Raw genomic sequence first — 25778 nt, forward strand, 5'->3', positions numbered from 1 at the left:
AACGTCACCCTCTATAAAAGAAATAAAAATCAAATTCTATTTCGAAATTACTCATTGTCCCAGTTAGCTCAAATGTATTCCACCCTGGTAATAGGTTAATATAGCCACGATTTGTATCAGCATAAATGCTGATTCCATTTTTTAAATGCCTCAGCCCTTCAAGTTTTATTACATCAGAAGATCCGGTCTTTTTTGTATAAGACACCATTTGATTCGAAGTCTTATTCTTAATGACTAAATTATTGGAGGCCCCTTTGTATTGAATATTTAAAGGCATATCCATGCTCGGATCTATTGTCACATTACCCGCATTATATATTCGAAAATGCGCCGTCTTGTGTCTGTATGAGAGGTCATCAGAAGGCAGCATCCCCTGGGCAACTTGCCATTTACCTGAGTCGAATGTTAAAGGATCAAGCGTTGATCCCAGAGAACTTGCAAAAGGGAAAGCGGCTGTGAATTCAATTGTCAGTTTGCCGCTTCTCGGTGTGATATCCTCAGGCTCAAATACGCTGCTAACCTTTACTGACCATACTTTTCCGGGTTGCCGGGAGTCGATAATTTCAATTTCATCTTCCGTAGAAAAAAGCTCATAAGCTTCGCTAATGAGCAGATTATAGTCAAGATGGTCTTCACCTTGTAATAGAAATACAGCTTTCGGCTTTCTAATGTCAAAGGTTGTTCCCATATCAATTGACCCGTGTCTACCGTCAATTTCTTGCCATTCGGTTCTATGTGATAATGAATCAATTTTAAAGCTCAAAAGTTTAAGTCCTTGTTTACGGTGATCGATCACCTTACCATTTTTTATAATTACTAGATACATTACCGATCACCTCTCAGTAGTTTTTTCCTTGTAATATTCTGAGCTTGTGAGTTCTCTATATAATTAGACAAAGAATCTGCGTCAAGAAACAGATTCGGATTCTTCTGGGCGATAAGATTCAGTACAGCCAGTGATCTCTGTTCAACACCGATTAGGCGTTCCAAGGCCTGGGCCACGACAGTCTGATCAGATCCAGAATCAATGCCTAACTGCCGGCCCGCTTCTTTATGAAGCTGTACTGCTCGCTGACGATTATTTTTTAACGGGATAATTGCTTCAGGGCCTTCTTCAGCTACCCAAGCGAGCTGTTTTTGAGTGACAATGTCACCAATTTTGTATCCTTTGTACGGGCCGCCCGCTCGCATTGATTTGATTCCCGGGACGTTGAACACTGTTTTATATCTAGCAAGGATATATTTTATAGCGGCCGCTGCGTTATGAACCGGGTTCATGATATCATTCATTCCCTTTACCTTATACGCATCGAATGTAGGTTTAATCGTCTGCATTAGCCCCATTGAAGGTGTGCCGCGTTTCCAGTTGCTATCCCACTTGTTTATTGTCGACGGGCCCGTACGGCCGCCGGACTCTTTCATAGCGATGGTAGTCAATGGAGCGAACCAACTACCCGGAACTTTTGTGATTTGCATTGCTTTACGAATCCACTGCTTCACGTTTCCTGTTGCTTTTTCTCCGCTCCCGAATCCCCCGCCGGAATCATCTAAATGTTTCTTTAAAAATCCCACAGCAGATGATTTTACTTTGTTAAACGCGCCTTTTGCCAGCTCACCAAACGCCGCAGGGATTTCCGGTAGCTTTAACCCCAGACTACTGATGATTTTTGACAGCAATTTCTTCGGATTCGTAGCGTAATCCCATACGTCAAAGGCAAAATCCTTCACTTTACCTGCTGCGCCTTTTACCGTGTTTACAACTGCGTTTTTCGCGCTCGTTACTGTATCGGTCGCTTTTTCGAAAAGTGATTTCTTTTTTGTCCCGTCCTTAAAAGCTGGAACACCTTGAGCCAGTAGCTGCTTAGTCATATCATGCGGTAAGACTTGTGTCCCTTTTGGTAAATTAAAGAGAGTGTCAGTGCCCGGGCTTAAACCTGTAAAGCCTGAAGGCGTTCTGAATAACTCAGGTCCTCCACCGTCACCCAAGATAGCCAGGCCTCCCTTATGACCTCCAGCCGGTGTCCCTTTAGCAAATCGCGGTATTTCCATCTTAGGTATCTGATGTTTCTTGTCTACACCTAGTGTCCCAAGTACTTTGTTGATACCACTCTGTGTTAGTCCATTCACGATACCTTCCAAACCGCCGACAAGTTTGTTCCCGAGAGCTTTTACGCCCTCCATGGCTTTTCCTGCCATGTTTTTTATTCCGTCTCCGATTCTACCTGGTAACGCTTTTGCGTTATCTACCATTTTATTGAAAGTAGAAACAGCAAAATCCTTAATACGCCCGAACAGGCGTTTCGTTCCTCCCCATAACGTATTCCACGCACTGACTGCTCCGGATGCCACTTTCCCGGCCAAGCTGGTCACTGTGCTCCAGATTGAATTCCATATGCTTTTAAGGAATCCCGCAATAGCTGAGAAAACGGCAGAGGTTACTGACTTTATGGTATTCCATGCAGTTTTCACAACTAACAAGACCAAGTTTACGGCCCCGGTAACAACCGATGCGATAATTGACCACACACTTTTAAGAATCCCTAAAACTGCGTTCCATACCCCTTGCCAGTCACCGCGAAGCAATGCAGAGAAAAGCGTTATGATATTGGTTACAATGTTAAGTGCCCCTTGAATAACACTTACGATAACCGGAAAAACAATCTGAACAACTTGGAGTATGAATTGAATGGCTGGAATAAGGACATTTTTTATCACTGCCACGGCCAGCTGCAGCACTGTGACGATAACGTTTGCCGCAACCTGTATGATCGACGTCACTACTGGAAAAATAGCTTGAACAGCGCTAAGGACTAATGGCAAAACGCTCGTAGCCAAGTCTTTAATAATCGATGCCAGGACTTGAATTATGAGTGTGATCACCGGTAACGCTGCTTGGATTACAGACAAAATAACCGGAAATACAAGCTGTACGGCCCCTAATAAATCCGGTAAAATGGCCTGGGCAATGAAAGTGATAATTGGGATTAATGCTTTAATCAAGGCTAAGACAACTGGGAATACAGACTGCACCATAGATAAAATAGGCGGAATCATAGTTGTGAATGCATTGACGAGAAGCGGCAATGCTTGCGAAACTATTGACATTACTACCTGCAAAAGACTTGACTGAATTTGCGCCCATATTTTCACAAATTCAGATGCGAAAGACATTATTGCCGGGAAAATTTGAACGAAAGCAGAGGCTAACTGTCCAATCACAGGCATCAGTTCAGTAATTGATTCTGAAAAAACCTTTCCGATCTCCCCAGCGAAAGCTCCTAATGTCGATCCAAGTTGAGCAAATGACGGGCCCAGTTCCCCTACAGCTGACATCAAATCTGTAAATGCTGGCTTCAGGGTGGCTAAACTAGTCACGATTACATCCAGCGTTTTAGCAAATTCAGGAGCGACTGCCACGGCAATTTCATTAAAGTACTGACCAAACGCTTCGATGGCCGGCTGAATAGCCGTAATAGCACCGCTGATCGTTTTCGAAATTTGCGACCATACCGATATAACCGTGTTTCTAAACTGCTCATTAGATTGATATAAGCGGTATAGAAAACCCATAAGACTAACAAGTGAAGTGATCGCTAACCCGATCGGTCCCGATACGCCCGATAACGCCAGTCCAAGTGCTGTAATAGTCGGAGCGACAATTGAAACAACTCCACTTACGCTCGAAAAAGCCGTTTTTAACTGACCAAAAAAGATATCAGCAGTCTCTGAAACCTTATCAGCTACCCCTTTTCCAAAGAAATTCAACGCTCTTTGTCCAATATCGTAAAAGAACGAGCCGATTACGCTGATCGCCGAATTAAATCCGTTTTGGATTGAGGTCCCTATGTTGACCGCACCTGCCGCAAACCCGTTCCACATGGCCGGTCCTTTTTCGAGTAGATACGCTGACACCCGATCAACAACCGCAATGATTCCGTCAAAGGCTACCTTAACGCCTCCATATGCGACTAAGGCACCAGCTTTGATTCCGTTAAACACTACGCCGAGAAGCTTCTGCAACTGCTCCGAGTGTTTATATACGAGCACAAAAACAGTAACTAATGCCGTTATTCCAGCTATTGTTAGCGCGATCGGACTCGTCAGGGCCGCCAAAATCGACGTAAATACGCCTATCATACCGCCTGCTGCTCCAATTTGAGCCGATAAAAGCCCCCAAGCGATTTGCAACGAACCTAAACCAACAAGCGCCCCTCCGACAGCGGCTAAAAAAGCGCCTAGAACGGCTACGACACCTAGAATAGCTGCCGTTACAGCTAACGTAATAGCGACGAATTTCTGCATACCAGGTGACAGATTGTTAAAAGCATCTACGACCTTTTGCAAGACAGCCACTAATGCAGATATTACCGGGGTAAGCGCGCTTCCGATATTTATCTGAGCAGTCTCAAAAGCACCTGATAATTCTTCAATTCTTCCCTTCAGGTTGTTCATTCTTTCTGCGGCAACGTCAGCGGCTTTGATTTTATCCATTGCATTAGCCATCTCGGTAAAACCTTTAGCTCCGGACTTGCCGAGAATTAATGCTCCCCGGATAGCATCTGAGCCAAAAATTTTGTATAGCGCTTCCTGTTTATCTTTCGCTGACATACCATCTAAGGCCTTAGAAAGTTCTCCAGATATCTCGGTCATGCTTTTAATGTTTCCTTGAGCATCGAAAAATTTATTGTCCATTACGCCAAGCGCGATCGATGCCTTAGAAAATGCTTTTTCAAATGAGGCAGTACCTTTTTTCAAGCCGGTTGTCTTGATAACATAAGCATCCATCGCTTTGTAGATATCCCCGAGATCTTGGCTAGCCGGTTTAAAGCCCTGTTTAGCCAGAGACTCGAAGGCTTTTTTCGTATCTAATGAAACAAGACCAAGAGACTCCATTGTTGTATAGGCACCGTCTGTCATCGGCACTAAACGGCTTAACATCGTTTTCAGTGATGTACCAGCATCAGAGCCCTTTAACCCATTCTGCGCAAACACTGCAAGCGCGGTAGATGTATCTTTAAACGACAAACCCATACCAGCGGCAACCGCAGACGTCATCGCTAACCCGTACTTCATTTCTCCGACAGAAGTAGCTGAAGCATTGGCCGCTCCTGCGAGAATGTCGGCAGCCTTAGCCACACTCAAATTATCGTCTCTGAACGCATTGAGTGCGGTAGAGGCGATTTCCGCAGCGTCTGCTAATTCGAGATCGCCAGCTGTTGCGAGCGAAAGCGCACCTGACAGACCGCCATTCATAATATCCCTTGTAGATACACCAGCCTTGACGAGTTCTTCCATACCCTGTGCGGCCTCGAGAGCGGAGTATTTTGTATCCGCTCCTAGTTTGATGGCCAGCGCTGTCAGTGCATCGCTATACTTATTTGCTTCAGCAGGATCCATGACAGATTTCACGTTCGACATTTGCTGTTCGAAATCCATTGACTTTTTCGTAGCCAGCCCCAGAGCCCCACTGACAGCAAGCGTAGCAACTCCAAAGGACGTAGCAATTTCCGATCCGATTGATTGCAACGTTCCGCCTACTGTACGTAAACGCTCCCCGCTCTCCTGGGCCCTGTCACCCAACCTGTTCCATGCGTTAGCCTGCCGTTCAATCTGTGCATTTGTATTACGTAAGGCCGCTTGCGTTTCTTTCATCTGCGCGGTAGCCTCATGCATCCGAGCACTAAGCTCTTGTGTCTCTTGTGCATCGGCTCCTTTCGCACGCTTAGCTTCTAAGTACAGTCTCCGTAAATCCTTCAAGCGTTGCTGCTGCAGACTTACTGATTTATTTAAGTAATCCGCTTTTTGCCTTAATTGATCAGCTGAAGAACCGAAATTCTTGATACCGGCTGTAGTCGCTTTAAATTCGGCGTCGAGGGCCCGCATCTTTGTTGTTACAGTGTTGATGCTTGCGTTAATTTTGGCCCCAAGTTGTCCAAAACCTGTGCTTTGCTCCTTAATTTTCTTGTTGACCAGATCAAGCTGATCTTCCGTTTTACGCATAGCGGCCACTGTTTTGTTGTATTGAGTTAAAAGCTTTGCGGTTTCGGTTGAATATTTTCCTGTAGTTTTTACGCTTTCTTCATACTGCCGTTTTAGTTCACTTAATTTTGCTTTTTGGGTTTGTATGGTTTTCGATAACACATCGGCCTTTGATCGAAGGGAGCTTAAACTGTTATCAAACTTCCCAGCACCCGCCATGGCGGCCTTAAACTCCGCGTCCAAAGCCTTTAATTTTTCATTTACGTTCTTGAGCCCTCTAGAAAAATCAAGACTCTCTAAACCTAGGCTGACGCGTAACGAGCCTATAGATTCTGCTGCCAATTAGGTTACCTCCCCTCTAAAAACCTGGAATTTGATCAATGAAGCCGAGTTTTGGCTGTTTTTTCGTTCTTATAGCGCCTTGTTTACTGACCTGAGGCGAATTTCCGTCTGCAAAATGACTTAATTCAAAAAACCAGCTGATATCCATCTCGTCGAGATAGTAAATATCAGCCGGCCGTTCTGCATTTTCTAAGTATAGTTTTTTGAGGTCCTGTTCCATCTCCTCCAAGAAAGGCAGCGGGAACAAGTACCCCGGCGTTAGTTTTTTTCCAAACCAACGACCTCGCCGTGCTGCTCACCATCAAGGCCTGTTACCTGTTCGTTTTGTTTTACATTTGTCGTACCGACGACTTGGTGAATTGTTTCAGTGATGGTGGTTATCATGTCCGGAGCTGAAATGCCGTCATAGAAGTCATCCTGTGTAAACTGTTTTCCGTACACTTCAACCACATAATTCACTAATTTATCAAGAGTTTCTTCAGTTAATTCGTCGAAATTAGTCTCTTTTGACAGCTGTATCGCGTTTCTTAACAAGCGTCCTTTGATAAATGGGGCTACGAATACTTTGTCCTCACCGTTAATTTTTAATGTTAATTGCATTTAACAACACACTCCTATTGTTTTTTGCACAAAAAAGAAAGAGAGGATTTCCCCTCTCTTTAAGATGTTTTTGATCCAGACACAGTGCTGCTTTTACTCAAAGACACTGCCTCAGCCGATCCCGTAGATGGCTCGTATACCGCTTTAAACCAATTTGCAATTACTTCCGGTTTGACCCCATCGTCACCTGTAAAAACAGAGCGCTGCCATAAGTTGTCATGCTCCCGACGTACAAACGTGCCCGAAATTGAATCGGTTTGGAATTCCGGACTATCCGTTTTTGTCGCAAAAGATTCCTCTTGCGGCATGAATTTGCCTTTATACAGAGCGTATAGCTTCGATTTACCGCCAGTAGTGGCGGATTCGAATAACAGAGCGCCGTACGGTGCCTGGTCTGTATCGCGTTTTTCTAAAACACCGTCGGCATTAATTTTATGTCCTAGCAGTAACGCTTGAGATTTTGTCGAAAGCTGATCTGTTCCTATTTCGACCTCTGTAGCACCTTGAGCTGTCTCAACTTCTGACGGACCGTCATCTGCGTACAATGTCTCACTGTTTGTGCTTGGTGAAATACTAGCCTCAATCGCATTACCGATTTTTACAGGTTTTCCATAAGTAACTGATGTTTCGGTTTCTTCAATAATCGGCGCGAAATGAATATTTTTTAGACCTACGCGTACTCCTTCAGCCATAGGTTAATCACTCCTCTTCTGTGTTTTGGGCATAAAAAAAACGGAGAATCTTGTGATAGATCTCCGTTTCATGCTCGTAATCGTCATATTGATTTCTAAATGTGAACCCAGCAGCCTTCAACTGGCTTGGGACTTCCTTTTCCAGCCTTGAAAACTCGTTCCCATTTTTAGTGAAGATATCAATTTGTACATAATGACCTTTCACTTTTTCGTCATCTTCAGATGAAAAAGCCGACTTCTGATTATAGAAAAAAAAGCGAATGTAGGTATCGTCTTTTCCTTTGTAAGAAAGAAACTCCACAGGTACTCCTAGTGGTTTAAGGCTCTTCACGACAATTTCACGTACATTCATCTAATTAAGTTCCTTTGCAGATATTTTTTCATCTCATTTAGCGCCTCACTTTGTTTATTGATCAAAGCGGGTTCTACAAAAGGCTCAGCTTTATGACCCGGATGATCTACCTTCTTACCGTAGATGTTTGACCCATCAGACATGACCTTTTTGTTTTTCAGCTCGATTAAGTGCGGGCTTGTACCAAACTCTGCAAACCGTGATATAAAATCAAGTTCGCTAGGCCCGATATCAATAACTCCATTTTTCACTTCACCTTTAAGGATGACACTTTGTGAGCTTCGCTTGTTGGCTTCCATTTCGTTAAAAACCGGTTCCGCACCGGCCTCTAATGCGCCCTTTTCGACATATTTAGCTCGATTTCCGAGTTTTCTGACCTCTGATACCAGTTGCCGCATCCCATTAACTCGCATGCTCATTTGATACCAATCTCCTCGGTTGCTATGGTGAATGTTACATTTGCCTCGTTATCGTTTATAACGCTTGTAATTTCAAATTGTCTTCCGTCATAACCGATGCGCAAATCGTTGCACAGAAGGCTCTTCATCCGTTTAGAAAATCGGATAACAAATCGCGGCTTCCGTTCAGCTTGAACAGCGGCCGCTGCATAAAATTCTCGTCCTTGTGTCGTTTTTACTGCCGCCCATACTTCAGCCACAATCTCCCACGTTTCAATGGTGAAACCTTCCTCATTTGTCGCGGTTTCAGGCGATAAAATTGAGATACGGCGGTTAAAATCCCCGGTTTTCATTAAAAAAACCTCATTTCAGAAGAAGAATCATACTCTGGAGAGAATACGACAGTTTCTTATTGCCTTCATCTGTTGCGCCCCGATGCTCATACCACTCGGTTACGAGCATTTTAACGGCCAACGAATAAAGATCATTCTCAGTGTCCTTAACTCCTGATTCTTGCAGGTGCTTTTCCGCCGCAGAAATTAAGGAGGAGATAAGGTTGTCCTCCTCATCTCCGTCTACTCTTAAATAGCCTTTCATATCCTCTAAATTCACAGCCATGTTACTCACCGTCCGGAACAGTTGGTTGTGTAACGGTAACAGTTAGAGACTTTTTCACGGATGTCTTGTGTTTTGAAGAGACAGTGATCGTTGTATTCCCCGCTGTTTTTGCTGTCACTAGCCCCCCGCTACTAACCGATGCCACCGTCTGAGTGCTGGAAGTATAGGTTACATCCTGTTTCGCTTCGGCCGGTAATACAGATGCTTTTATTTGAAAAGTCTCGCCGACGGCTAATGTCTTCGTGGTCGGCTCGACAGTTACGCTTGTTGGATCCGTAGACTTTGTCGTAACAATTAATTCGTCGCTTAATGGTGAGGCTTTTCCAGCTGTAGAAATCGCCTTAACCTGATAACGGTATGTTGTTTCCTGTTTCAGGCCGCTTTCTGAAAACGACGTTTTAACACGAGTGCCTAATGAGACGCCGTCCCTGTATACTTCATACTCTTTAATGCCCCCTTCAAAGGTAACGGCATCCCAATTAAGGGATACCTCTGTATCCGTAACGGACGCCGTTAACCCTTGGGGCGCATTAGGGTGTATCGTTTACTTTAACGATACGGAAAGCGGACTTTAATTTAATTTGGTGATCGATATAAGCGGTTAAAACGAAGTCCTCAATACCTGTTCTTACATTTTTGTCCCGCTCATACGTGACAGGCAGATCATAGTTGAAATGAGAGTATGAAAAATCACCGACAATAGGGTCCACAGCAGCATCACAGAAAATTGCAGGCTTTCCTAAGATCTGCTCCGGTTGAGCATTGAAAAGCGTAGCGTTTCCGTTAGTAAGATCTTCAACAATATCCATATATTCTGCATAGGTAATCGCAACTTTTGCATTTGCACGGTAATCCTCGTGTAAATCAGCAATAGCCGCTTTAATTGCTTTTAATTTAGTACTGCCTTCAACTGTTTTAATCTCGGCTGAGTAAAAAGACATGTGTTCCTCGCCTTTTTTAGGCGTTGTTGCAAACGCCACTTTCTTTTCTTTAGCAGCGAGCCCACTTTCTAAAGCACGGTCTACGGTCTGAACTAAATTCGTATCTGTTCCTCGTAAGACTGTCTCAGAAATAGGAGCAAACACCTTAAATTTATTTCGGCCGAACTTTACGATGTCCCCAGTGCTTTTGAGCTCTTTTGCTGTTTCTGTATCCCCGATAAACTCATCGTCATCTAATTGGAATGAGATTTTAGGCAGTTCCAAGTTGATCTCATTCGTGAATGTTGAGTGTCCCCGCAGCGGATTTTTGACGAATGGTTCATGTAACAGTTCAGTTGTCATAGTTGTAGGCAATAGCTTTTCGCCGCCGGAATCCCCGTTATCGCCAAGGACCGCTTTCACCCCACCCAGTTGTGCTTTGACTTCTTCTGAGACTTCCCTGCCGCGCATAGTAGCACGGAACAATTCAGCTTTTGCCGCAATTTTTCGCTGTTTAGGATCTGGACTGTCCATCCCCTTAACTTGACTAGCTCCGTTTTGATTAGCCCGAGCCTTGATTTCTTGTTCTTGTTCTTGTTCCAGGGAATCGTGCTGGTTCTTTAAAATGTCAAAACGCTTTTTCAAATTGATTTTTTGTCTTTCTAAATTTTCTATGTTACTGATATCGATATTAGGATCTCCTGCGGTATTTGCGATCTCTTCCTCGACACGTTTTAATTCAGCCCCTACAGTTGTAAGTGAGTTTTTTAATTGATAAAGATTCATTATAGTTCCCCCAATGTTTTGTTAATTTCCATAAGCTCGGTCTCAGCTTCAGCCTTTAAGCGTTCCCGGAATAATCGATCCTTTTCTGACTGTGAAGCAGTTGGCGCTGTTTGTTGCGCATTAAGTAGCGCAGCTGGCGTATTGCGGTATTTAGCGAACAGCTCTTTGTTCCAATTTGCTGCCACGTTTTTCGCTTCTCCGACAACGTCACATAGTCCCAGGTTTAAACACTCCTGGGCTGTTAACCATGTCTCAGCGTTAAGCAGTTCGATAAGATGATCCTTATCAAGTTTTTCGCCGGCTTTCCCCAAGTAGGTCTCAATCATGCTGTCACGTATCTTGTCCATATCGTCTGCCTGTTTTCGTAATTCTTCAGAATTACCGATAGCGAAAGTCCAAGGATTATGAATCATCATCATCGTGTTCGCAGGCATAAAAATAGTGTCACCCGCCATTGCGATGACACTTGCGATGCTGGCCGCTACACCGTCAACGTGAACATTGACCGTAGCGCTATGCCTTTTTAAAATGCTGTAGATCGCTGATCCGTGGAAAACGTCTCCTCCAGGTGAGTTGATATACACATTCAGGGTTTTTACATCCCCCAAAGCATCTAGGTCTTCTTTGAATGTCTGAGCGGTTACCTCGTCACCCCACCAAACAGAAGAATCTATTTCACTGTAAATGCTCACTTCTCCGACTGAACTATCGTTAGCCGTCGCTTTTACTTCCCAGAATTTTTTTGCCTTTTTTACTGACATCTCTAACTCACCTCCTCTCAAGTGTTTAAATTTAAATTAAATAAATCGTTCACAAACACACGAAATAAAGAAACAAACGGCTTTATAACCCGTAATTTCGTCCCCTACCTGAGGCATTACCGATATCATCATCTAATTTTTCTTTTTCTGGTGCTTGATTCTCCTTCGGCGTTCCCGGCTCCATGCCTTCCGTGATTTTTTGGTTTGCTACTTGCTCCAGTGGAAATAGATCCTTACTTGCGAGTAGAACGTCCCCTCCCGGAAGCGGCGGTAATTCTTCCCACGCCCTAACTTCATTCGGCGTCAGAAAAGCGTTTCGAATCCCTTGCTGATAAAAAGTTCCACGAACCGCTGTATCTGCCCGTAGCAGCGCATTCATGTTAAATTTAAAGTAATAACCGGATGTTCGTTCGTCTGTTGTGAGCAGTTTACGGTTAAATTCGGTTTCATAATGTCTGACGATGGGAAGAAGCGTACCTTTTACGAAATTACTGTACAATTCTTCTGTTTTTTGAGTTACGCCGTTACCATCCGACTCCCCGACCATAAACAAAGGGAGATGAAAAACTGAAGCGACCCGGGATCGCGTTACTTTGTCCACATCAAACACACTTTTATCGATAAACTGCTTTTCAAGTTCCTTTAATTCAGTCCCAGCCTCTTGTATAATAACACCGCCATTATCTCGGTAAAAGGTCTGAAAACTTTCTCTCATTTTATCGATTTTTTCTTCATTTACGTTCGCTTCGAGTTTCAAAATAAATGATAGTTTAGCTCCATCCATCTGCTCCAACGCGAAAGTGCGGACTTCAGTGTCAAAGTTCAAGGTTCCCCGTAACACATCCAATCGAGAGATACCTTTTTTTCCATCTTTCGTGGTAGTGTGTACATGAATCATGCTTGTGTTATGGACATGATAGACGTTGTAGTCGCCGTGAACTTCATACCAAAGCTCCTTAGTTCCTTCTTCGTAAACAGGAAAAACACGCAAAGGATCAAGTATCTCAAGCCCCTCTACCTGAAAATACCTGTCGTATTTCTTGATTGCATAGCCGTTACCGTAGACATTTCGGTGTACCTCTAGGAGGTTTATGAATTCCTCAGTTGTCATGTTGTTGTTTGGTTGATCCGTAAGAAGTGCTGAGGAACTGGATTCTGTTGGCTTGTACGCTTTATACATCTTCAACGGCATGCTGCTAAGCGAGTTCGCAAGCCGAGATACCGCGGCATACACAGGCTCACTGCTGGTTAACGAGTGCTCTGCTCTGGTGCCAAAACCACTACTGTAAGGGAAAAACCAACGAGAAAAGTCGTATCCAGGACCTTTAACCGACGAAAAAACCTTTCGCATGCCATTTTTAACGATGTTCCGCAAGCCTCCCACTGCCCTATTCCATAAGCCCAAATTGTCACCTCCCCATCAATTCTTTGATTGACCACACCTTAACATTTCCGGTAGAGACCGGCGCAGTGAGATCCGTCATTACGTTTGTATGAGCATTCAAAAGAGCCGCAAAACCGTCAATTTTGCGATACCTGTTCTGTTTTGTAGGCATTAAATTCCCGTTTCTGTCTTTGACGAGCTTAACATTGTTGATATACCACCGAAGCAGCTGATTTTGATTTGATATTACCTTGCCGTCAATAAACAAATGTTTTAAATCTTTCATAGCAGGACTCAGAGTTTCAAATCCTTGACGAACTTTTTCCGTTTTGAAACCATAAGCCTCTAAATCTTTGTTGAGTCTGAAGGCATTTGCTCTGTCGTATTTGATTAGGTCTATTTGGTACTTTTGAGCTTGTTCGATAAACCAGTCATATACCAGCTCGTATTGAACATAATCATGCTTTGTTATCGTTAGTAAACCCTGCTCTGCCCATTCCGTATATGGTATTTTCTCGTTGTCTGCAAGAACTTTTTTACGAGGGATCCATGAATGTGACAACACAAAAATCTCTCCCGTTTCCGGCAGAGGGAATTCAAGACACGCGCTCGTAAAGTCTTCAGTCTCTGAAAGGTCATAAGCTCCTGTGCAGGTCTTACCTTTCAAATCGTTTATGTCTATCACTTTTTTGTTTTTCTGTATTGTTTCATAATCCAGGTAAGACAAATCCGACGATCTCGAGAACCAGTTAAACTGCTTTGTTATGAAATCGAGCCTTTCTTCTGGTGTCCTTTTGTCTTTTTCCCAGTCCTCTTTGAGAATTTCTAGGTTTAAAGACAGACCCATACTTGGATTCGCTTTTACCCAAGTCTCAGGTTTATCGAATTCTTCAGCGGAATCAAGCTCCGCCAGGTAATAAAACGTACGCTCGTCAGGAAAAACACCGTCCAAAACGTCAGCACCTTGCTCATAATAATTAACCAGCGGACCGTCAAGCTGGTACCCCGCCGTTGTTATATAAAGAATTAAAGGTTGTTTCCGTGATCCACGTGACTTTTTTATAACATTTATGAGTTTATAATCAACAAATTCGTGGATCTCATCGAATACAGCGAGATGCGTGTTTAAACCGTCAAGCTTTTTACTGTCACTGGCGCGCGGCTCGATTTTCGACTTTGATTTTGGGTGCTTTATTGCGTCACGTAAGTTCAACAGCCGTTTCTCTAAGACCGGCGAACTGTCGACCATGGCTTTCGATTCATCAAAAAGAAGTCTAGCCTGCTCCTTGGCATTTGACAATAAATATATACGAGCTCCAGGCTCCTTGTCTGCCATCAAAAAGTAGTTTGAAAGTGCTGAAATCATGGTTGTTTTACCGTTTTTTCGCCCGATAAACACCAAACCTTCCCTAAACCGGCGAACTCCAGTGTCTTTATGTACCCAGCCGCATAATGACCCAACAATAAAATGCTGCCAAGGCTGCAGTACTAGCGAACTAAAATCACCTTGGGACGGTTTACAAAACTTCTCCATAAATCTAATCGGGTTATGTGCTCTTTCTTCATCAAACACCCAAGGAAAACCCTCGGTTCCGGCGCGGTCTAAATCCTTCATGTGTCGTTTACAAGCTAAGATAACCTTTTTACTCGCTAAAATATCACCTTGGATCACTTCTTCAGCATACAAGTGCGTTAGAAGCGTATCACTCGGCTTAGTAATCAGGTAATTCATCACTATCGCCTTCTTTCAGCACCGTTTTGCGTTGTGCCGCTGTCAGGCCGAGCGATCTCAGCAAGTTATTCAGCGTTTGCGTAGCTTTTGTTAGTTCGATGACCAACGGATTCTTTACCAGATTTGTCTCTTTCGCTTTATTCGTGTGCTGCATCATTAATTTGGATTTCGATACTTCATCACGTAATCTGCAATAAAATTCGTACGTATCACAATAAATGTGAATGAGTTCGTCGTCGGATTCTTGATAAGATTCGCCTAAGTACCGTTTTATCCGCTCGAATGTCTTTTTTCTTTCCATGGGTAAGTACCCCCCTTTCATGAAAAATTTCGGCGCGGTGTGAGCGACGGGCCCCGCCCGGTCCCTTAATTCTGAATAAGCACATTTAAGGGTAGGGGGGGCTATACCTCCGGATTGGCCTTTTCTACATAGATATTTATTCTCCGCTTCTTAGGCGTTTCTCCGCCGCTTCTACGGCCCTTTTCCGGGTGACGCTTGTTATGACAACTGAAACATAATGAAATCAAATTAGATTCATCTAATGCTTTTTCAGGATTGTCTTTCAATTCATCGATGTGATGTACAGTATCGGCTTGAGTGATCCGCTTGTTCTTTAGACAGTCTTGACATAGGTAGTTGTCTCTCCTTAGAACAAACTGCCGGCACCTTTGCCACTCCTTACTCTTATAAAAGGAGCGCGACTGCTGGTCTCTCTTATGCTTGTCATAGTAATTCACTCGGCTTCACCTAATGACTTGAGGTGAGCTTCGCGCGCCTCCTGCCGGCACTTCTCGTCATCACAGAAGTATCTCCAATTAGGTATCTCACGCCTGTCCAACTGCCTGCCGCAGCCCTCACATAAGACAATCAAAGTTATCACCCCAATAAAAAAAGCGCCCATCAAATGGACGCTTATCAGTTATTATATATAAGATTGTTTTTCGCACTCTGTGGTTCACATAGTAATACCACCTTACCACAAATGATACCTTGAATCCCCTATTTTGTCAAGCATTATTTTATAATTTTTTCAAGGAAAGCCTTTGCGTTAGCAGACTTCCCATTGAGTTCCTTATAGATTAAATCAATAGCTTTACTGCAGCCTTTGTAATAAGCCTTCTTCGGTATCCCAAGTGTATCAATCGCCAAGCTCATCGGCAGTTTGTATACATACCGACATTTAACACAGGAGCGGACAGTCGGCGGCAAGTTCTCGATAGCCGAGTCTAGCATGATTTTATTCAGCTGCGTTCCAGTCACTCCGTCATACGCCTTCGGTCCCCCAGAGGATACAACATCGTCCGGCCGCTCCCCGGCAGCGAGCTCCGTATAGTTTTCTAATAGCTTCTTAATAGTGCTCTTGCTCATGAAATCCTCCACACGGACATTCCCTTCCAAAAAGACCACCTCTTAGTTATTAATAATTAATAATTAATAACTACATATAATAAATAATAATAAAATTAATATAATGTATTATTTATTTATATATAGTGTATATAATTCTTTTAGGGGGTTATTGTTCTTTCGTTTTTATTCACTGGAGTTTTTCAACTCTGTATACCCCCCTCGTAAAAACCGCAAAGAATATATTTTTACTGGAGTTCTGATATTCGTCCATATTCCCTCGTATTCCGGCGTTTCGGAAACTCAGTTATACTAGTTACGAACCTCTCGTTTTCTTTCGATTACTCCTGTTTACTGCTCGTTTTGTTTTCTTGACCTTACATATTCATCAAGTAATATTAACGAGGCGCTGCTTTCGTATATCCTCTTTCTTTTTTCCGGGTTATCTATTGCATTACCTGGTAAACAAGTGGCTATCCAGCAGAACATAAACGGTTCGTTAATCTCAGCTTCGGCGATAGGGATACCAAAAGCTGTTTTTGGACTTCGAACTCGTGTGGCTTGATAACCGGATTCAGACTCAAGCATTTCCTTAATATCAGTACTTATCAATATTTCATCTGGCGGCCTTTTCCCCTCAGCTCTTACATTTTCTAAAGCCGTCTTTATTTGCTCGACTAACGAATTAATATCCGGCAGTTGTGTTCCCTGGTTTTCGTTCATTCTTACCGCACACCTTTCGTTTGAGTTCGGCCATCTTCTGATCGATTGTCGTTTTAAGTTTTGCAGCCTTGGCGTCGTATCGTTTCCGCGCCTCTTTATCGGTTGGCGGTCCCTCGATTTCCCAGAGTACTTTCAGAGCGGCTATCTTCTTTCTGATTTCATGGTTCGTAACAGCTGATGTATAATGCCGTTTGCAATGCGGACAGACGAAGAATGTCTCCACGATCCCTTTGCCAAGCTGCCTTTCTTGAGCCCAAACGTCAAACGATTTGTTGCACGTATCGCAGTTAACCTTCATATAAATGAAGCCCCTCTCGTTAAACCGTTACCCGGAAGAGGGACGCGGCATGTGCGTTTATTAAGGCATTAAACCCAGCGATGCTACACGTTCGCTTCTTTTTACCGGGAAAATGATTTGTATTTTTATCGCTCTTTATTTCAACATTCGAGAAATACCAGCGCATCATGTTATCAAATGTTATTTTTCCTGCTGATTCAATTCGGATCAGATGCTCGGTAGGTTTATTTAAAGTTAATGCTGCTTGCCGTATCGGAATCGTATTGAATCCAAGATCTTCTAAGTGATTAGCAAGCGCAGTTCCGTTATAAGGATCGTAACCAATCGCGCCAATTGGGATTTTCTCTTTGTATTCCACGAACCAGTCAGACACGAATGTATAGTCTAAGTATTTAGAATGTACCAGCTCAAAGGTACCTTTACGGTATAACTCCCGTATGTCATCACGGACTAAGTCTGTATGATTATATAAAGCTTCCGAAGTAATCCAGGAGCGGTGAAATACGTCTACACTCCCGTCAGATTTTAAAATCTCGATTACCGCGCTTGTAAAGTCGTTTGTATTTGCATGATAAAAGCCGCCAATTACTTGCTCGATGAATATGCGCTTGTCTGTCATTTTTTATCGTCTCCAGTCCATCAACTGTTTTTCACCAAGATAATGCGCCAAAAGAGTGAGCGTAAACACCGTCGCTGTCTAAGCGTAAATAAAGGCTTTCAGGTAGGTCCGGTCTATACAAGAATCCCGGTTTGTAACGGTCCTCCAATGATAATACAGGATCTCTTGGCACTATTAGACCATTACTCCCGTAAAGATTCTCTTCGGGGTAATCACGCTGCACTCGGTAAAAGCGATAACAAATCTTTTCAACTTCATCAAAACTAAGATCAGGATCTTCGAAGTGTCGTCTCAGCTGTTCGATTACACTATCACTTGCTTCTATCGTTAAGTACGTGCAGTCGTTTAATTGAATCCGCCCTCTTATGTCAAACCCTTTCATCCCGCTCACCTTCTTCGAAAAACACTGTTTCTACATTTGCGAAGTTCACAGCGGTATTTCCAATTGTGATCCACCCTAGCGGGATCGCAGGGCTAATTTTATTTTCGGAACCTTGAGTTATATGTTCACGCAGAATTTTTACCGCGGCACCTGTTAGGGCGATTGTTTCTCCAGACGTGGTTTTGCATATCGCTCGCATTTAGTGTTTCCCCTTTCGTGCAGCGGCCTCTAATGCGCCGACATATTTTTTCAATCCTTCTGCTAGTCCTGTTTTAAGCCTGCTTGTGTCAATGTCTCCAGGTTGTGCTGCTTCGGCTAGATTCGCGGCAGCTTCTGCTATGCTTACCGGGCCCTCACTGTTGTCCGATTCATCCGATAACTCCTTCCGTATCATTCGCTCAGCTTCAGCGAATGAGAAATCAGTAGCTTTAGGAAACTCGAAATCAACTTCCGAACGATTTCCGGAATCGAATTCGATAATAGCTTCGACTTTCATACCGAAAGCAAACGATGTCAATAAGCAGTCCCCGTTATAGACGTTCTCAACTTCCAAACGCTCGATCCTTCTTATGTTTATCTTCATTCGTCCGGGCCCCTCTCTTGATCTAAACCTGTATGATATGTTGTAAGCTTATCGCGTTTGAGCTGAGCATTAGTTCCTCGTAGCTCTTCAGAGGTAATCAATCCGTCCATGCGAGTCTGTACGCCCTCAACGTAGGTCACTTCGTATGCATTATCGATTACCCACCGAAACGTCGGATTATCCACGATCGGGTTTCCTTCATAACCCGGCAGCAAAAACAACGATACGAGTTCCGGATTTATAGCGTCCAGCAAGTAAGCGTTACGTGAGACAAAGCAAGGATTCTTACATTCTGGATATCTTGCTTTCACCCTCTTCCACATCGCTTTAGCTTCTTTGACAGTGCGTCCTACAACATACGCCGTACGCCACTTTGATTTATCAGAAGGCGCAGTTATCGGGCCTTGTACAATCGGTAGTTCCGCAAAAAACTCCCTACCCAGTTTTATCGTTTTCACTAATACAGCACCTCTCAGGGAAGCGGGCCGCATATCGCAACCCGCCTTTATTTAATTAAACTGATACTTTCCCGCTGATATGAGGATGCGGATCGTATCCAAGAATTTCGAAATCTTCAAATCTAAAGTCGTCGATATCCGTCACAGTACGATTGATATCCAGTCGTGGTAACAGTCGCGGCTCTCTTTTCATTTGCAGTTCGATCTGTTCCAAATGGTTCAGATAGATATGAGCGTCACCAATCGTATGAATAAACTCTCCTACCTGCAGCCCGGTAACGTGTGCGATCATATGAGTAAGTAACGCATATGACGCAATGTTAAATGGAACGCCTAGAAAAATATCGGCCGACCGCTGGTACAACTGACAAGACAGCTGCCCATACGATACATAAAACTGAAACAGCAAATGACAAGGAGGCAACGCCATTTTCTCAAGATCTCCAATGTTCCACGCGTTGACGATATGCCGGCGGCTGTCCGGGTTTGTCCGTATCTGATTGATTACGTTCTTGATTTGATCAATAGAATTCCCATCTACAATCTTCAGCCCTTGTGAATTTTTTATTTCTAGGCTTTCCGAGCTACGCCATTGCTTGCCGTAAACTGGTCCGAGTTCTCCGTTTTCATCCGCCCATTCGTTCCAGATGCGGACTCCGTTTTCCGTAAGATATTTCGTGTTTGTATCACCCCGAAGAAACCACAGCAATTCGTGTGCGATTGATTTAAAATGCAACTTTTTCGTCGTAAGCAGCGGGAAACCTTCCTGAAGGTTAAACCGCATTTGATACCCAAAATACGATATAGCCCCGGTGCCTGTTCGATCATCTTTTACTACACCAGATTGTTTTACTGTTTCACATAAATCGAAGTACTGTTGATCCGCCATGCGTTACCTCCTAGTGTATTCAATTAATAAGTCATTCTCGGCCGTTTTAACTACACCGCAGCTATACGTGTTGTAAATTAGCTCAGAGTTGTTAGCTTTTTCTGTGTAAAACGAATATGTCAGTTTCTTGTCACTCACGGAATGGATCTCATTTTGAATTAACCGCGTTGCGTCTGTACCGTCTAAGTACACTCCATAACCCTGATCCTTTGTCCTATTGAACAACAGGGTATTTCCGAAAATAGAATGAGCTCGGCCGCCTATAAGGTGAAGTGCGATAATCGCCTTACAGTCAATGATTCGGTTATCTCGAATGAAACTAATGTAGCGGTCCGCATACCCAAGGATTGCAGTATTTTGCGCGTTTCTTATGATGTTACCTTCTAAATGAACCTCACTTTGCTTCTCCCAGAAAACCCCGTAACCGGAAGCGGTTAGTGTGAAATCATTCCTCATGGCTTGGACTCCTGTAGACCGCTCACAGTACAGGCCTCCATATCCTTTTGTTTTGTTGTTACTAAGTGAAACAGTGTCAGAATCCATTAGCTTAATGGTATATTTATCTGTGGATCCTTTACTTTTATTATTACTAATCGTTACGTCGAGACCTAGCTGCACCTGAAAATGAATACAGTTACCGTCAATACGATTACCCGTTATAAGAACGTCTTCACACTGGTACGCATGAATTGCTACTGATGTGATTTCCTCCAACGTGTTTTCGGTGACAATGACTCCTTTACCTCTGGCGCAAATACCGGTTCTGAAACCGCGGATGGTATTTCCGGAAATGTTCACGCGGTTGCCTGTCTCCGTACTTGAAACGCCTATAGAGTCAATACCGTAATCTTTCAATCTCCCGCTCTCATTTATGATGTGGTTATCTTTGATGAGCACGTCTGTACTGTAACCGTAAGAAAAAACATCATCGCTAAAATTACCTTCAACAATCACTTTTCCGCTCGTGTGGGCTCGGAATGCCCCCCGTCCATTGTGCCTAAACCTGTTCCCTACAATTCTAAGCTCATACGGGTGATCATATTTAACGCCTTTATCCCCGTAGCCTTCAAGATCGATGCCGAGCTGCGGGCCTATCTCGGCCCCGCCCGCTTCCTCAATGTCGTTATCTTCCACAAGCAACCCTTCACATCCGTTCGTCGCTAAATTGTTTCTGCGGCCCCTGGTTAAAACACATTTCTTCACCGTTACGCTTTTGGCCGGCGTATAGGTACCCGACCAGTTCATCATGCCATCGGCAGCGATCCAAATGTTATCCCCTATACAATCAGAAATATGAACATGTTCGATTAATACATTTCGGCTGCCGTGAATATGGATCCCGAAACCCCATTCATGCGTCTTTTTCAAACTCCCCTCTGGAACCGTATAATCGTGCAGTTCCCGATCGCCGATGATTTTCCCGCCGCTTATTTTGACATTCTCAGCCTGTCCTACATAAAAGCATGAATAACCCTGCGAGCTATTAGGAAGGACATGAAACCGCGCCTCCGGGTGCATTTCAATTTCTATGTTAGACGGTACGCGAATCCCGCCGCCAAACTCCGGAAGCCGTCCGAACTTGCTTACGGCATCGATCAAATAGTCACCTTTAGGAATGTAAACATGACTTAATGACTGCTGCGCCGCATATTGAACGGCGTCATTGAAACCCTGGGTAGTTTCTGTTGGATTTTCACCATTCGAATTTATCCCCCAGTCTTCAGGAACGATAGAGAGCGAGTATTGCAACTGATTCACCGGATTGGTCATCGACGGTCACCCGCCATTTCATTTACGTTTTCATCAACGAATTTCGCGATGAGATTGGTAAATTGATAGAACTCCGCATTTTTCGAACCAGCTCGTCCGGTTATAGAAAATTTGTCAAACATCGATCGCCGCTGGCCTGTACTTATCTCAAGCTGAATACTTTTCCCTGTACGGTTTCTGTTTGCAATGTTATTCGGGTTGGTACCGGCTAACGGTGCATTGCTCGCCAGCAACTCTGCAGAGAAGCCTCCGCTGTTAAGAGCATCTGTCATTTTCGCGGCCAACTCTCGGTCCGTTCCGCCTACTAATGTATGCTTTTCGCTTGAAGCATAGCCGTGAAGCGAGATAGTCAGATCGTGCCTGCCCAGCATATCCAGCGCTTGAGGTTCGTCGAAGTGGGTGCTTGTAATATGCAGGTCGGAAGCACCCGGTACTTTTAGCGCCTCAAAGAGATAAGTAGAGTACGATCCGCTGAGCTCCCTTGCTAGCTCACTTGTGCCGCCCTCAATACCACCACCATGAGGAGCAAGAATTAAGGCTGGAGTCTCGAGATCCTTAGTGAAAATGCTGTAATTACCAGGATCCTCATTTGCCCGCAAGTCCTCAAAATTTCGGTACTTGTCCGCAGCTAATGCGTCGTTTCCACCTGATGTAATACCGAATCCGGTAAACACCATTGAAAAAATAAGTAGGAGCATGCTATACTTATATAGCTTCGCGCCTCTGCGAAGTGCTTGGTAGAGAAGGGATGGCCCGCCAAAGCTCCCCTTCTCTGCCCCCTTAACCTTTTTTGAGGGTGCCACTATTCTGTTTTTGTTTTGAACCACACATACCACTCTCCATTTTTAATTTTTAACTTCTTCTCTGACGTAACTGCCGTCGGAACATTTCGCGTGTTAAATTTCGTCCTACATGTTTTACATAATTCACCACCTCCTTTCAATGCCTTCTTTCATTCAGCCGTGAGTTTTTTCAAACCTTCAGATGTTATCGCAAAACCCTGAACACCGCAGTATGCGCAATGGACACTTGCCGGATACTTGAGATTTTTAATAAACGTCCATTCATCACAGTCATCGCAGTGGTATCCATGCAATTCTTCTTTTTTTAAACTCATTTCGTTCCACTACCTAGCCATTCAGGATTCTGATGCACGTTGCCGATTAATTCACCATACATTTGAACAAAATCCCAGCGTATTCCACCCGCATAAAATCCGGCATCCTCGTCTGACCATTTAACGACTAGATTAAACACTCTGCCGTGTGATTTATAACAGATAATATCTCCGGCATATACTTCTTTTCCCATAAGCTTTTTGCCCGTCCACACATCCCGACTGATCAACTCGTAACCTTCTTTATCTGAGTAGATTGTCTCTCCGAAAAATTCAATTTCGCTCAAGGTGTAATAATGCAAGGCAATTTCATTGGTCTTTTTATGGCGGAATGCATACCGGATTTTGATGATATTCATTCCGCATCACCCTCCCATGCCGCAGGAAGCTGGCTGTTTAACGCCCGCTTTACTACTCCGAAAGGGTCGTTCTCTTCATCGCTGAAAGTAGCAAGCAACCTCCTTAAATTGCTGTTCTCCGCCTGCAGCCGTTGAATCTCTTCCTGAGCCTGCCGGAATTGATCGACAGCAATTTCCTGTTGGCGCTCATTTTCCTCAATAACGGCTTTCTGCTCTTTCAATGTTTCAAGGTATAATTTTTCGGACCAGTTATATCTGTTTACCATGCCAATGCCCCCTCAGCAGGGGATTCCCCTGCTTTGTTTTTATATTTTTCATATAATAAAACTCGTTACACACGGAATTTAGAGCACAGTGAATATCATTGATTGATTCTTCCACTCTCTTTTTGCCTCCTACATGTTGTATGTGATAAAAAACCAGTTACTTGTTGGACTTCCGACGAATCCAGTCCAATTTGATTTAGTATACATGTTACATTTGACGATGTATGTTCCATTTCCGGTGTTTCTCCGGGCAGATGTCACACTAAAGCTTTTGAGCGGCGTTGAGCCTGTGAATGATCCGGAACTATATTGTCCCGTGTGGATCAATCCAGAATCCGTCCACTTGTACAGGATCGCTTTGTAATAATATTTCTTGCTGCCTTTCTTTTGGATTTTATAGTCGATGGTGGTAGCTTTCGCTGTATACGTCGTCGCGTCCGTGTATACCCGCATCTTGCCGCCTTTATAATTTCCCCACGGCGACCATGCGGCGTAAGCTGACGGTGCAACGGCCGCCGCTCCCGTAAGTAATGCCGCTGATAGAATGATTGATTTGAATAGTTTTTTCATGCTTCTTCCCCCAGTTTCTTTTTGTATTCAATGATTTCTTCTTCAGTAGCGGGACGGATGAGCTTCGTTGTGTTAGCGGCTTCCACATCCACAGACGTCTCTATTCTGAAGGTGCGACGTAACAATGTCAGATAGGCATAATCACCGATTTCAAATTCTTTTTTGTCAGGTTGTGAAGGTTCGGGAACATCTTCGGGATGATTTCCTTCATTGGTGAATTTTTCAAATTCAACCCCCGCTTTGAATCGCAATTCATTTAGGCATATCTCACACAGAGTAATGGTTGTGGTATGGTTGGTGTCATCAGTGAACGACACTGATCTTACTGCTTTTTTGAACGAATGCAGTGTACATGTTTTCTTAATAGGTATAGGCCTTGTAAATTCAATCATTCCGTCACCCCCAGAAATATTCCATAGCACTCACAGCGCCATATACGACCCAAGAGAGGGCGAAAAACAGAATTCGCCAGTTTTGCCCTCGGATCATTTTGTTTTGCTTCTTAATAGTCCGTGCTAAATCCTCATTGCGTGTTTCCAGTTCGATACATCTTTCTTGTAATTTTTCGTTTTCGTACTTCAATTCTGAGTTACCCCGTTGTAGAGCTGTTTTTTCAGACATCAGCTTAAACTTTTCTTCAAGACTCATTCCGCGTCCTTCTTCTCTTCCGGCGGCCACCACCCACGAACCAAGTACCCACTGATCGCCGAAGTAACTGACACACAATTTAATCGCAAACTCGGATTGTCGAAATAATACGCCAGAATTATTCCTATGGAATCGGCAACGGCCGACATTATGACAAGCATCAATACTCTAAATGCAAATTTCACTCCGCGCCCTCCTGAGCGTCGATGTGTAAAGCTTTGAGTACATGGTATACAAAAAAGTTTTGTTCTATCGCAAACCACAGTTCTTCCGAAAGCACTTCGTCATCCATCGTCTCAAAATCACCCTTGTCAAAAGATGTTGTAGTCCCTCCGGGGGAAGAATGGAAGGTCTCTGATCTGTTGATTTCTTCCCCATCTGCGCTGAACAGGCGGACAATTCCCTTTTCTGCTGTAATTTCGACTGTTACTTTTTTAACTTTTTTGGTAGTCATCCCGCGCCCTCCAATAACTCAGGATTTTGGTAAACGTCGCCGATGACTTTATTTGTCGCCGTCTCAGAAAACAACGGCCGGCACTCTCCTTTTTTCTCGTTGACGATGCACCATGAGCCGTCAATCATTTTCACTTCTCCTATGAATGGCTCCGGGTCATACAAACCGCCGGGCGCTGTTTCCTCCTGCTGCACGATGTCCCTTGCATAAATTCGTTTGAGTTTTCCACTCGTTTGAAATTGGTCAGTGCCTTGCATAAAGGCGCATTTATCATCAGCGTAATGTGCGACTAAATATCCTTTATTACCATAACGCCATAAAGTCCAACATACACCACCTTCAATTACTAGGCTTAAATATTTATCATCCCAATAATGCATTTTCCCGCCGTCCCAAACTCTGTATGCTGTGTTCATCAGAGCGAACCGTCCATTTTAAGAAGTTTGAAATCAGGGTCATTGAACGCTTTCGAAATAAAGTCATAGCCCGCGCAAGTGCCGTCATGATCTTGTATTTGAGAAAACATAACAAGCGCATAGTCTCGTTCTACTTCTCGGATTTCTTCCTCTTGAAAATTTTCGTAATCGTCCGTGTCGGCGACGCTCTCGATGTAAACTTTTTCGGCATCTGCCTTGTCTGTTGCTTTAATAAGCGCGTAATATGGATCATGGATTTCGTAGAATTTCATTGTTCTTCCCCCTTCAATTGTTTGGACGCCTGTGTGACTTCC

33 protein-coding genes are annotated in these 25778 nt (G+C 43.8%); all 33 read right to left on the minus strand.

Annotated features, from left to right (window positions below; all coding sequences use genetic code 11):
* Positions 1 to 4 precede the first annotated feature (4 nt).
* Positions 5 to 826 (minus strand): phage tail family protein, encoded by an 822-nt coding sequence (locus NQS30_RS14730; RefSeq protein WP_218791789.1) that lies wholly within the window; start codon positions 824 to 826, stop codon positions 5 to 7.
* Positions 826 to 6321 carry a phage tail tape measure protein gene (locus NQS30_RS14735; RefSeq protein ID WP_218791788.1) on the minus strand — a complete coding sequence of 1832 codons (5496 nt, stop codon included), beginning with the start codon at positions 6319 to 6321 and terminating at the stop codon, positions 826 to 828. The genes NQS30_RS14730 and NQS30_RS14735 overlap by 1 nt, the downstream gene beginning before the upstream one ends.
* A gap of 16 nt (positions 6322 to 6337) precedes the next feature.
* Positions 6338 to 6541: a hypothetical protein gene (locus NQS30_RS14740; protein ID WP_218791787.1), complete on the minus strand. Its 204-nt coding sequence runs from the start codon at positions 6539 to 6541 to the stop codon at positions 6338 to 6340.
* A gap of 38 nt (positions 6542 to 6579) precedes the next feature.
* A complete protein-coding gene (gene gpG, locus NQS30_RS14745) occupies positions 6580 to 6921 on the minus strand; it encodes a phage tail assembly chaperone G (RefSeq protein WP_218791786.1) in 342 nt (113 codons plus the stop codon).
* Between the two features lie 59 nt (positions 6922 to 6980).
* The gene (locus NQS30_RS14750) at positions 6981 to 7613 is read right to left on the minus strand and encodes a major tail protein (RefSeq protein ID WP_218791785.1); all 633 of its coding nucleotides are present in this window, start codon (positions 7611 to 7613) and stop codon (positions 6981 to 6983) included.
* 7 nt (positions 7614 to 7620) lie between these two features.
* A complete protein-coding gene (locus NQS30_RS14755; protein WP_218791784.1) occupies positions 7621 to 7965 on the minus strand; it encodes a hypothetical protein in 345 nt (114 codons plus the stop codon).
* A complete protein-coding gene (locus NQS30_RS14760; RefSeq protein WP_218791783.1) occupies positions 7962 to 8384 on the minus strand; it encodes an HK97-gp10 family putative phage morphogenesis protein in 423 nt (140 codons plus the stop codon). Before NQS30_RS14760 ends, NQS30_RS14755 begins: the two co-directional genes overlap by 4 nt.
* Positions 8381 to 8716 (minus strand): phage head closure protein, encoded by a 336-nt coding sequence (locus tag NQS30_RS14765; RefSeq protein ID WP_218791782.1) that lies wholly within the window; start codon positions 8714 to 8716, stop codon positions 8381 to 8383. The genes NQS30_RS14760 and NQS30_RS14765 overlap by 4 nt, the downstream gene beginning before the upstream one ends.
* Before the next feature lie 10 nt (positions 8717 to 8726).
* The gene (locus NQS30_RS14770) at positions 8727 to 8981 is read right to left on the minus strand and encodes a head-tail connector protein (protein ID WP_218791781.1); all 255 of its coding nucleotides are present in this window, start codon (positions 8979 to 8981) and stop codon (positions 8727 to 8729) included.
* Between the two features lies 1 nt (position 8982).
* Entirely contained in the window at positions 8983 to 9522 is a 540-nt protein-coding gene (locus NQS30_RS14775) for an Ig-like domain-containing protein (RefSeq protein ID WP_218791820.1), read from the minus strand.
* Complete coding sequence (locus NQS30_RS14780) at positions 9512 to 10687, minus strand: phage major capsid protein (RefSeq protein ID WP_218791780.1); 1176 nt, start codon at positions 10685 to 10687, stop codon at positions 9512 to 9514. The genes NQS30_RS14775 and NQS30_RS14780 overlap by 11 nt, the downstream gene beginning before the upstream one ends.
* Complete coding sequence (locus tag NQS30_RS14785) at positions 10687 to 11448, minus strand: head maturation protease, ClpP-related (RefSeq protein ID WP_218791779.1); 762 nt, start codon at positions 11446 to 11448, stop codon at positions 10687 to 10689. The genes NQS30_RS14780 and NQS30_RS14785 overlap by 1 nt, the downstream gene beginning before the upstream one ends.
* Positions 11449 to 11530: 82 nt before the next feature.
* Positions 11531 to 12853, minus strand: a complete 1323-nt coding sequence (locus tag NQS30_RS14790; RefSeq protein WP_218791778.1) for a phage portal protein — start codon at positions 12851 to 12853, stop codon at positions 11531 to 11533.
* A gap of 4 nt (positions 12854 to 12857) precedes the next feature.
* Positions 12858 to 14564: a terminase large subunit gene (locus NQS30_RS14795; RefSeq protein WP_218791777.1), complete on the minus strand. Its 1707-nt coding sequence runs from the start codon at positions 14562 to 14564 to the stop codon at positions 12858 to 12860.
* Positions 14545 to 14886 (minus strand): P27 family phage terminase small subunit, encoded by a 342-nt coding sequence (locus NQS30_RS14800; protein ID WP_212098145.1) that lies wholly within the window; start codon positions 14884 to 14886, stop codon positions 14545 to 14547. Before NQS30_RS14800 ends, NQS30_RS14795 begins: the two co-directional genes overlap by 20 nt.
* Positions 14887 to 14966: 80 nt before the next feature.
* The gene (locus NQS30_RS14805) at positions 14967 to 15302 is read right to left on the minus strand and encodes an HNH endonuclease (RefSeq protein WP_218791776.1); all 336 of its coding nucleotides are present in this window, start codon (positions 15300 to 15302) and stop codon (positions 14967 to 14969) included.
* A 277-nt stretch (positions 15303 to 15579) separates the two neighbouring features.
* Positions 15580 to 15933: a hypothetical protein gene (locus NQS30_RS14810; RefSeq protein WP_218791775.1), complete on the minus strand. Its 354-nt coding sequence runs from the start codon at positions 15931 to 15933 to the stop codon at positions 15580 to 15582.
* A gap of 330 nt (positions 15934 to 16263) precedes the next feature.
* A complete protein-coding gene (locus NQS30_RS14815) occupies positions 16264 to 16635 on the minus strand; it encodes a hypothetical protein (protein ID WP_218791774.1) in 372 nt (123 codons plus the stop codon).
* Entirely contained in the window at positions 16598 to 16933 is a 336-nt protein-coding gene (locus tag NQS30_RS14820) for a hypothetical protein (RefSeq protein ID WP_232603429.1), read from the minus strand. The genes NQS30_RS14815 and NQS30_RS14820 overlap by 38 nt, the downstream gene beginning before the upstream one ends.
* Before the next feature lie 19 nt (positions 16934 to 16952).
* Positions 16953 to 17552 carry a terminase TerL endonuclease subunit gene (locus NQS30_RS14825; RefSeq protein WP_218791819.1) on the minus strand — a complete coding sequence of 200 codons (600 nt, stop codon included), beginning with the start codon at positions 17550 to 17552 and terminating at the stop codon, positions 16953 to 16955.
* A gap of 581 nt (positions 17553 to 18133) precedes the next feature.
* Entirely contained in the window at positions 18134 to 18517 is a 384-nt protein-coding gene (locus NQS30_RS14830; RefSeq protein ID WP_218791818.1) for a hypothetical protein, read from the minus strand.
* Positions 18514 to 18975 (minus strand): hypothetical protein, encoded by a 462-nt coding sequence (locus NQS30_RS14835; protein ID WP_218791817.1) that lies wholly within the window; start codon positions 18973 to 18975, stop codon positions 18514 to 18516. Before NQS30_RS14835 ends, NQS30_RS14830 begins: the two co-directional genes overlap by 4 nt.
* A 55-nt stretch (positions 18976 to 19030) precedes the next feature.
* Positions 19031 to 19864, minus strand: a complete 834-nt coding sequence (locus NQS30_RS14840) for a thymidylate synthase (RefSeq protein WP_218791816.1) — start codon at positions 19862 to 19864, stop codon at positions 19031 to 19033.
* A gap of 3 nt (positions 19865 to 19867) precedes the next feature.
* Positions 19868 to 21634 carry a right-handed parallel beta-helix repeat-containing protein gene (locus NQS30_RS14845; protein ID WP_218791815.1) on the minus strand — a complete coding sequence of 589 codons (1767 nt, stop codon included), beginning with the start codon at positions 21632 to 21634 and terminating at the stop codon, positions 19868 to 19870.
* Positions 21631 to 22461, minus strand: a complete 831-nt coding sequence (locus NQS30_RS14850; RefSeq protein ID WP_218791814.1) for a poly-gamma-glutamate hydrolase family protein — start codon at positions 22459 to 22461, stop codon at positions 21631 to 21633. Before NQS30_RS14850 ends, NQS30_RS14845 begins: the two co-directional genes overlap by 4 nt.
* A 286-nt stretch (positions 22462 to 22747) precedes the next feature.
* Entirely contained in the window at positions 22748 to 23110 is a 363-nt protein-coding gene (locus NQS30_RS14855; RefSeq protein ID WP_218791813.1) for a YopX family protein, read from the minus strand.
* Complete coding sequence (locus tag NQS30_RS14860) at positions 23107 to 23376, minus strand: hypothetical protein (RefSeq protein WP_218791824.1); 270 nt, start codon at positions 23374 to 23376, stop codon at positions 23107 to 23109. The genes NQS30_RS14855 and NQS30_RS14860 overlap by 4 nt, the downstream gene beginning before the upstream one ends.
* 129 nt (positions 23377 to 23505) lie before the next feature.
* Positions 23506 to 23946, minus strand: coding sequence for a hypothetical protein (locus NQS30_RS14865; RefSeq protein ID WP_218791812.1), 441 nt, complete (start codon positions 23944 to 23946; stop codon positions 23506 to 23508).
* Positions 23943 to 24338, minus strand: coding sequence for a hypothetical protein (locus tag NQS30_RS14870; protein WP_218791811.1), 396 nt, complete (start codon positions 24336 to 24338; stop codon positions 23943 to 23945). Before NQS30_RS14870 ends, NQS30_RS14865 begins: the two co-directional genes overlap by 4 nt.
* 4 nt (positions 24339 to 24342) lie before the next feature.
* Entirely contained in the window at positions 24343 to 24594 is a 252-nt protein-coding gene (locus tag NQS30_RS14875; protein WP_232603430.1) for a hypothetical protein, read from the minus strand.
* A gap of 181 nt (positions 24595 to 24775) precedes the next feature.
* Positions 24776 to 25048 carry a hypothetical protein gene (locus NQS30_RS14880; protein ID WP_218791810.1) on the minus strand — a complete coding sequence of 91 codons (273 nt, stop codon included), beginning with the start codon at positions 25046 to 25048 and terminating at the stop codon, positions 24776 to 24778.
* The gene (locus NQS30_RS14885) at positions 25045 to 25464 is read right to left on the minus strand and encodes a YopX family protein (RefSeq protein ID WP_218791809.1); all 420 of its coding nucleotides are present in this window, start codon (positions 25462 to 25464) and stop codon (positions 25045 to 25047) included. The genes NQS30_RS14880 and NQS30_RS14885 overlap by 4 nt, the downstream gene beginning before the upstream one ends.
* The gene (locus NQS30_RS14890; protein WP_218791808.1) at positions 25464 to 25736 is read right to left on the minus strand and encodes a hypothetical protein; all 273 of its coding nucleotides are present in this window, start codon (positions 25734 to 25736) and stop codon (positions 25464 to 25466) included. The genes NQS30_RS14885 and NQS30_RS14890 overlap by 1 nt, the downstream gene beginning before the upstream one ends.
* Between the last annotated feature and the right edge of the window lie 42 nt (positions 25737 to 25778).

The sequence above is a fragment of the Bacillus sp. B1(2022) genome (assembly GCF_040259625.1).
Taxonomy (GTDB): Bacteria; Bacillota; Bacilli; order Bacillales; family Bacillaceae; genus Bacillus; species Bacillus velezensis.

Coding starts and splice junctions, on each gene's coding strand:
- NQS30_RS14800 (WP_212098145.1), bottom strand. CDS start 14,886: ATGAAAGGGGGGTACTTACCCATGGAAAGAAAAAAGACATTCGAGCGG.
- NQS30_RS14880 (WP_218791810.1), bottom strand. CDS start 25,048: ATGACTACCAAAAAAGTTAAAAAAGTAACAGTCGAAATTACAGCAGAA.
- NQS30_RS14825 (WP_218791819.1), bottom strand. CDS start 17,552: ATGACAGACAAGCGCATATTCATCGAGCAAGTAATTGGCGGCTTTTAT.
- NQS30_RS14830 (WP_218791818.1), bottom strand. CDS start 18,517: ATGAAGATAAACATAAGAAGGATCGAGCGTTTGGAAGTTGAGAACGTC.
- NQS30_RS14810 (WP_218791775.1), bottom strand. CDS start 15,933: ATGAGCAAGAGCACTATTAAGAAGCTATTAGAAAACTATACGGAGCTC.
- NQS30_RS14815 (WP_218791774.1), bottom strand. CDS start 16,635: ATGAACGAAAACCAGGGAACACAACTGCCGGATATTAATTCGTTAGTC.
- NQS30_RS14765 (WP_218791782.1), bottom strand. CDS start 8,716: ATGAAAACCGGGGATTTTAACCGCCGTATCTCAATTTTATCGCCTGAA.
- gpG (WP_218791786.1), bottom strand. CDS start 6,921: ATGCAATTAACATTAAAAATTAACGGTGAGGACAAAGTATTCGTAGCC.
- NQS30_RS14760 (WP_218791783.1), bottom strand. CDS start 8,384: ATGAGCATGCGAGTTAATGGGATGCGGCAACTGGTATCAGAGGTCAGA.
- NQS30_RS14730 (WP_218791789.1), bottom strand. CDS start 826: ATGTATCTAGTAATTATAAAAAATGGTAAGGTGATCGATCACCGTAAA.
- NQS30_RS14865 (WP_218791812.1), bottom strand. CDS start 23,946: ATGAAAAAACTATTCAAATCAATCATTCTATCAGCGGCATTACTTACG.
- NQS30_RS14795 (WP_218791777.1), bottom strand. CDS start 14,564: ATGAATTACCTGATTACTAAGCCGAGTGATACGCTTCTAACGCACTTG.
- NQS30_RS14860 (WP_218791824.1), bottom strand. CDS start 23,376: ATGGTAAACAGATATAACTGGTCCGAAAAATTATACCTTGAAACATTG.
- NQS30_RS14770 (WP_218791781.1), bottom strand. CDS start 8,981: ATGGCTGTGAATTTAGAGGATATGAAAGGCTATTTAAGAGTAGACGGA.
- NQS30_RS14845 (WP_218791815.1), bottom strand. CDS start 21,634: ATGACCAATCCGGTGAATCAGTTGCAATACTCGCTCTCTATCGTTCCT.
- NQS30_RS14870 (WP_218791811.1), bottom strand. CDS start 24,338: ATGATTGAATTTACAAGGCCTATACCTATTAAGAAAACATGTACACTG.
- NQS30_RS14840 (WP_218791816.1), bottom strand. CDS start 19,864: ATGGCGGATCAACAGTACTTCGATTTATGTGAAACAGTAAAACAATCT.
- NQS30_RS14755 (WP_218791784.1), bottom strand. CDS start 7,965: ATGAATGTACGTGAAATTGTCGTGAAGAGCCTTAAACCACTAGGAGTA.
- NQS30_RS14820 (WP_232603429.1), bottom strand. CDS start 16,933: ATGAAGGTTAACTGCGATACGTGCAACAAATCGTTTGACGTTTGGGCT.
- NQS30_RS14785 (WP_218791779.1), bottom strand. CDS start 11,448: ATGTCAGTAAAAAAGGCAAAAAAATTCTGGGAAGTAAAAGCGACGGCT.
- NQS30_RS14890 (WP_218791808.1), bottom strand. CDS start 25,736: ATGAAATTCTACGAAATCCATGATCCATATTACGCGCTTATTAAAGCA.
- NQS30_RS14750 (WP_218791785.1), bottom strand. CDS start 7,613: ATGGCTGAAGGAGTACGCGTAGGTCTAAAAAATATTCATTTCGCGCCG.
- NQS30_RS14875 (WP_232603430.1), bottom strand. CDS start 24,594: ATGAGTCTTGAAGAAAAGTTTAAGCTGATGTCTGAAAAAACAGCTCTA.
- NQS30_RS14740 (WP_218791787.1), bottom strand. CDS start 6,541: ATGGAACAGGACCTCAAAAAACTATACTTAGAAAATGCAGAACGGCCG.
- NQS30_RS14855 (WP_218791813.1), bottom strand. CDS start 23,110: ATGAATATCATCAAAATCCGGTATGCATTCCGCCATAAAAAGACCAAT.
- NQS30_RS14885 (WP_218791809.1), bottom strand. CDS start 25,464: ATGAACACAGCATACAGAGTTTGGGACGGCGGGAAAATGCATTATTGG.
- NQS30_RS14780 (WP_218791780.1), bottom strand. CDS start 10,687: ATGAATCTTTATCAATTAAAAAACTCACTTACAACTGTAGGGGCTGAA.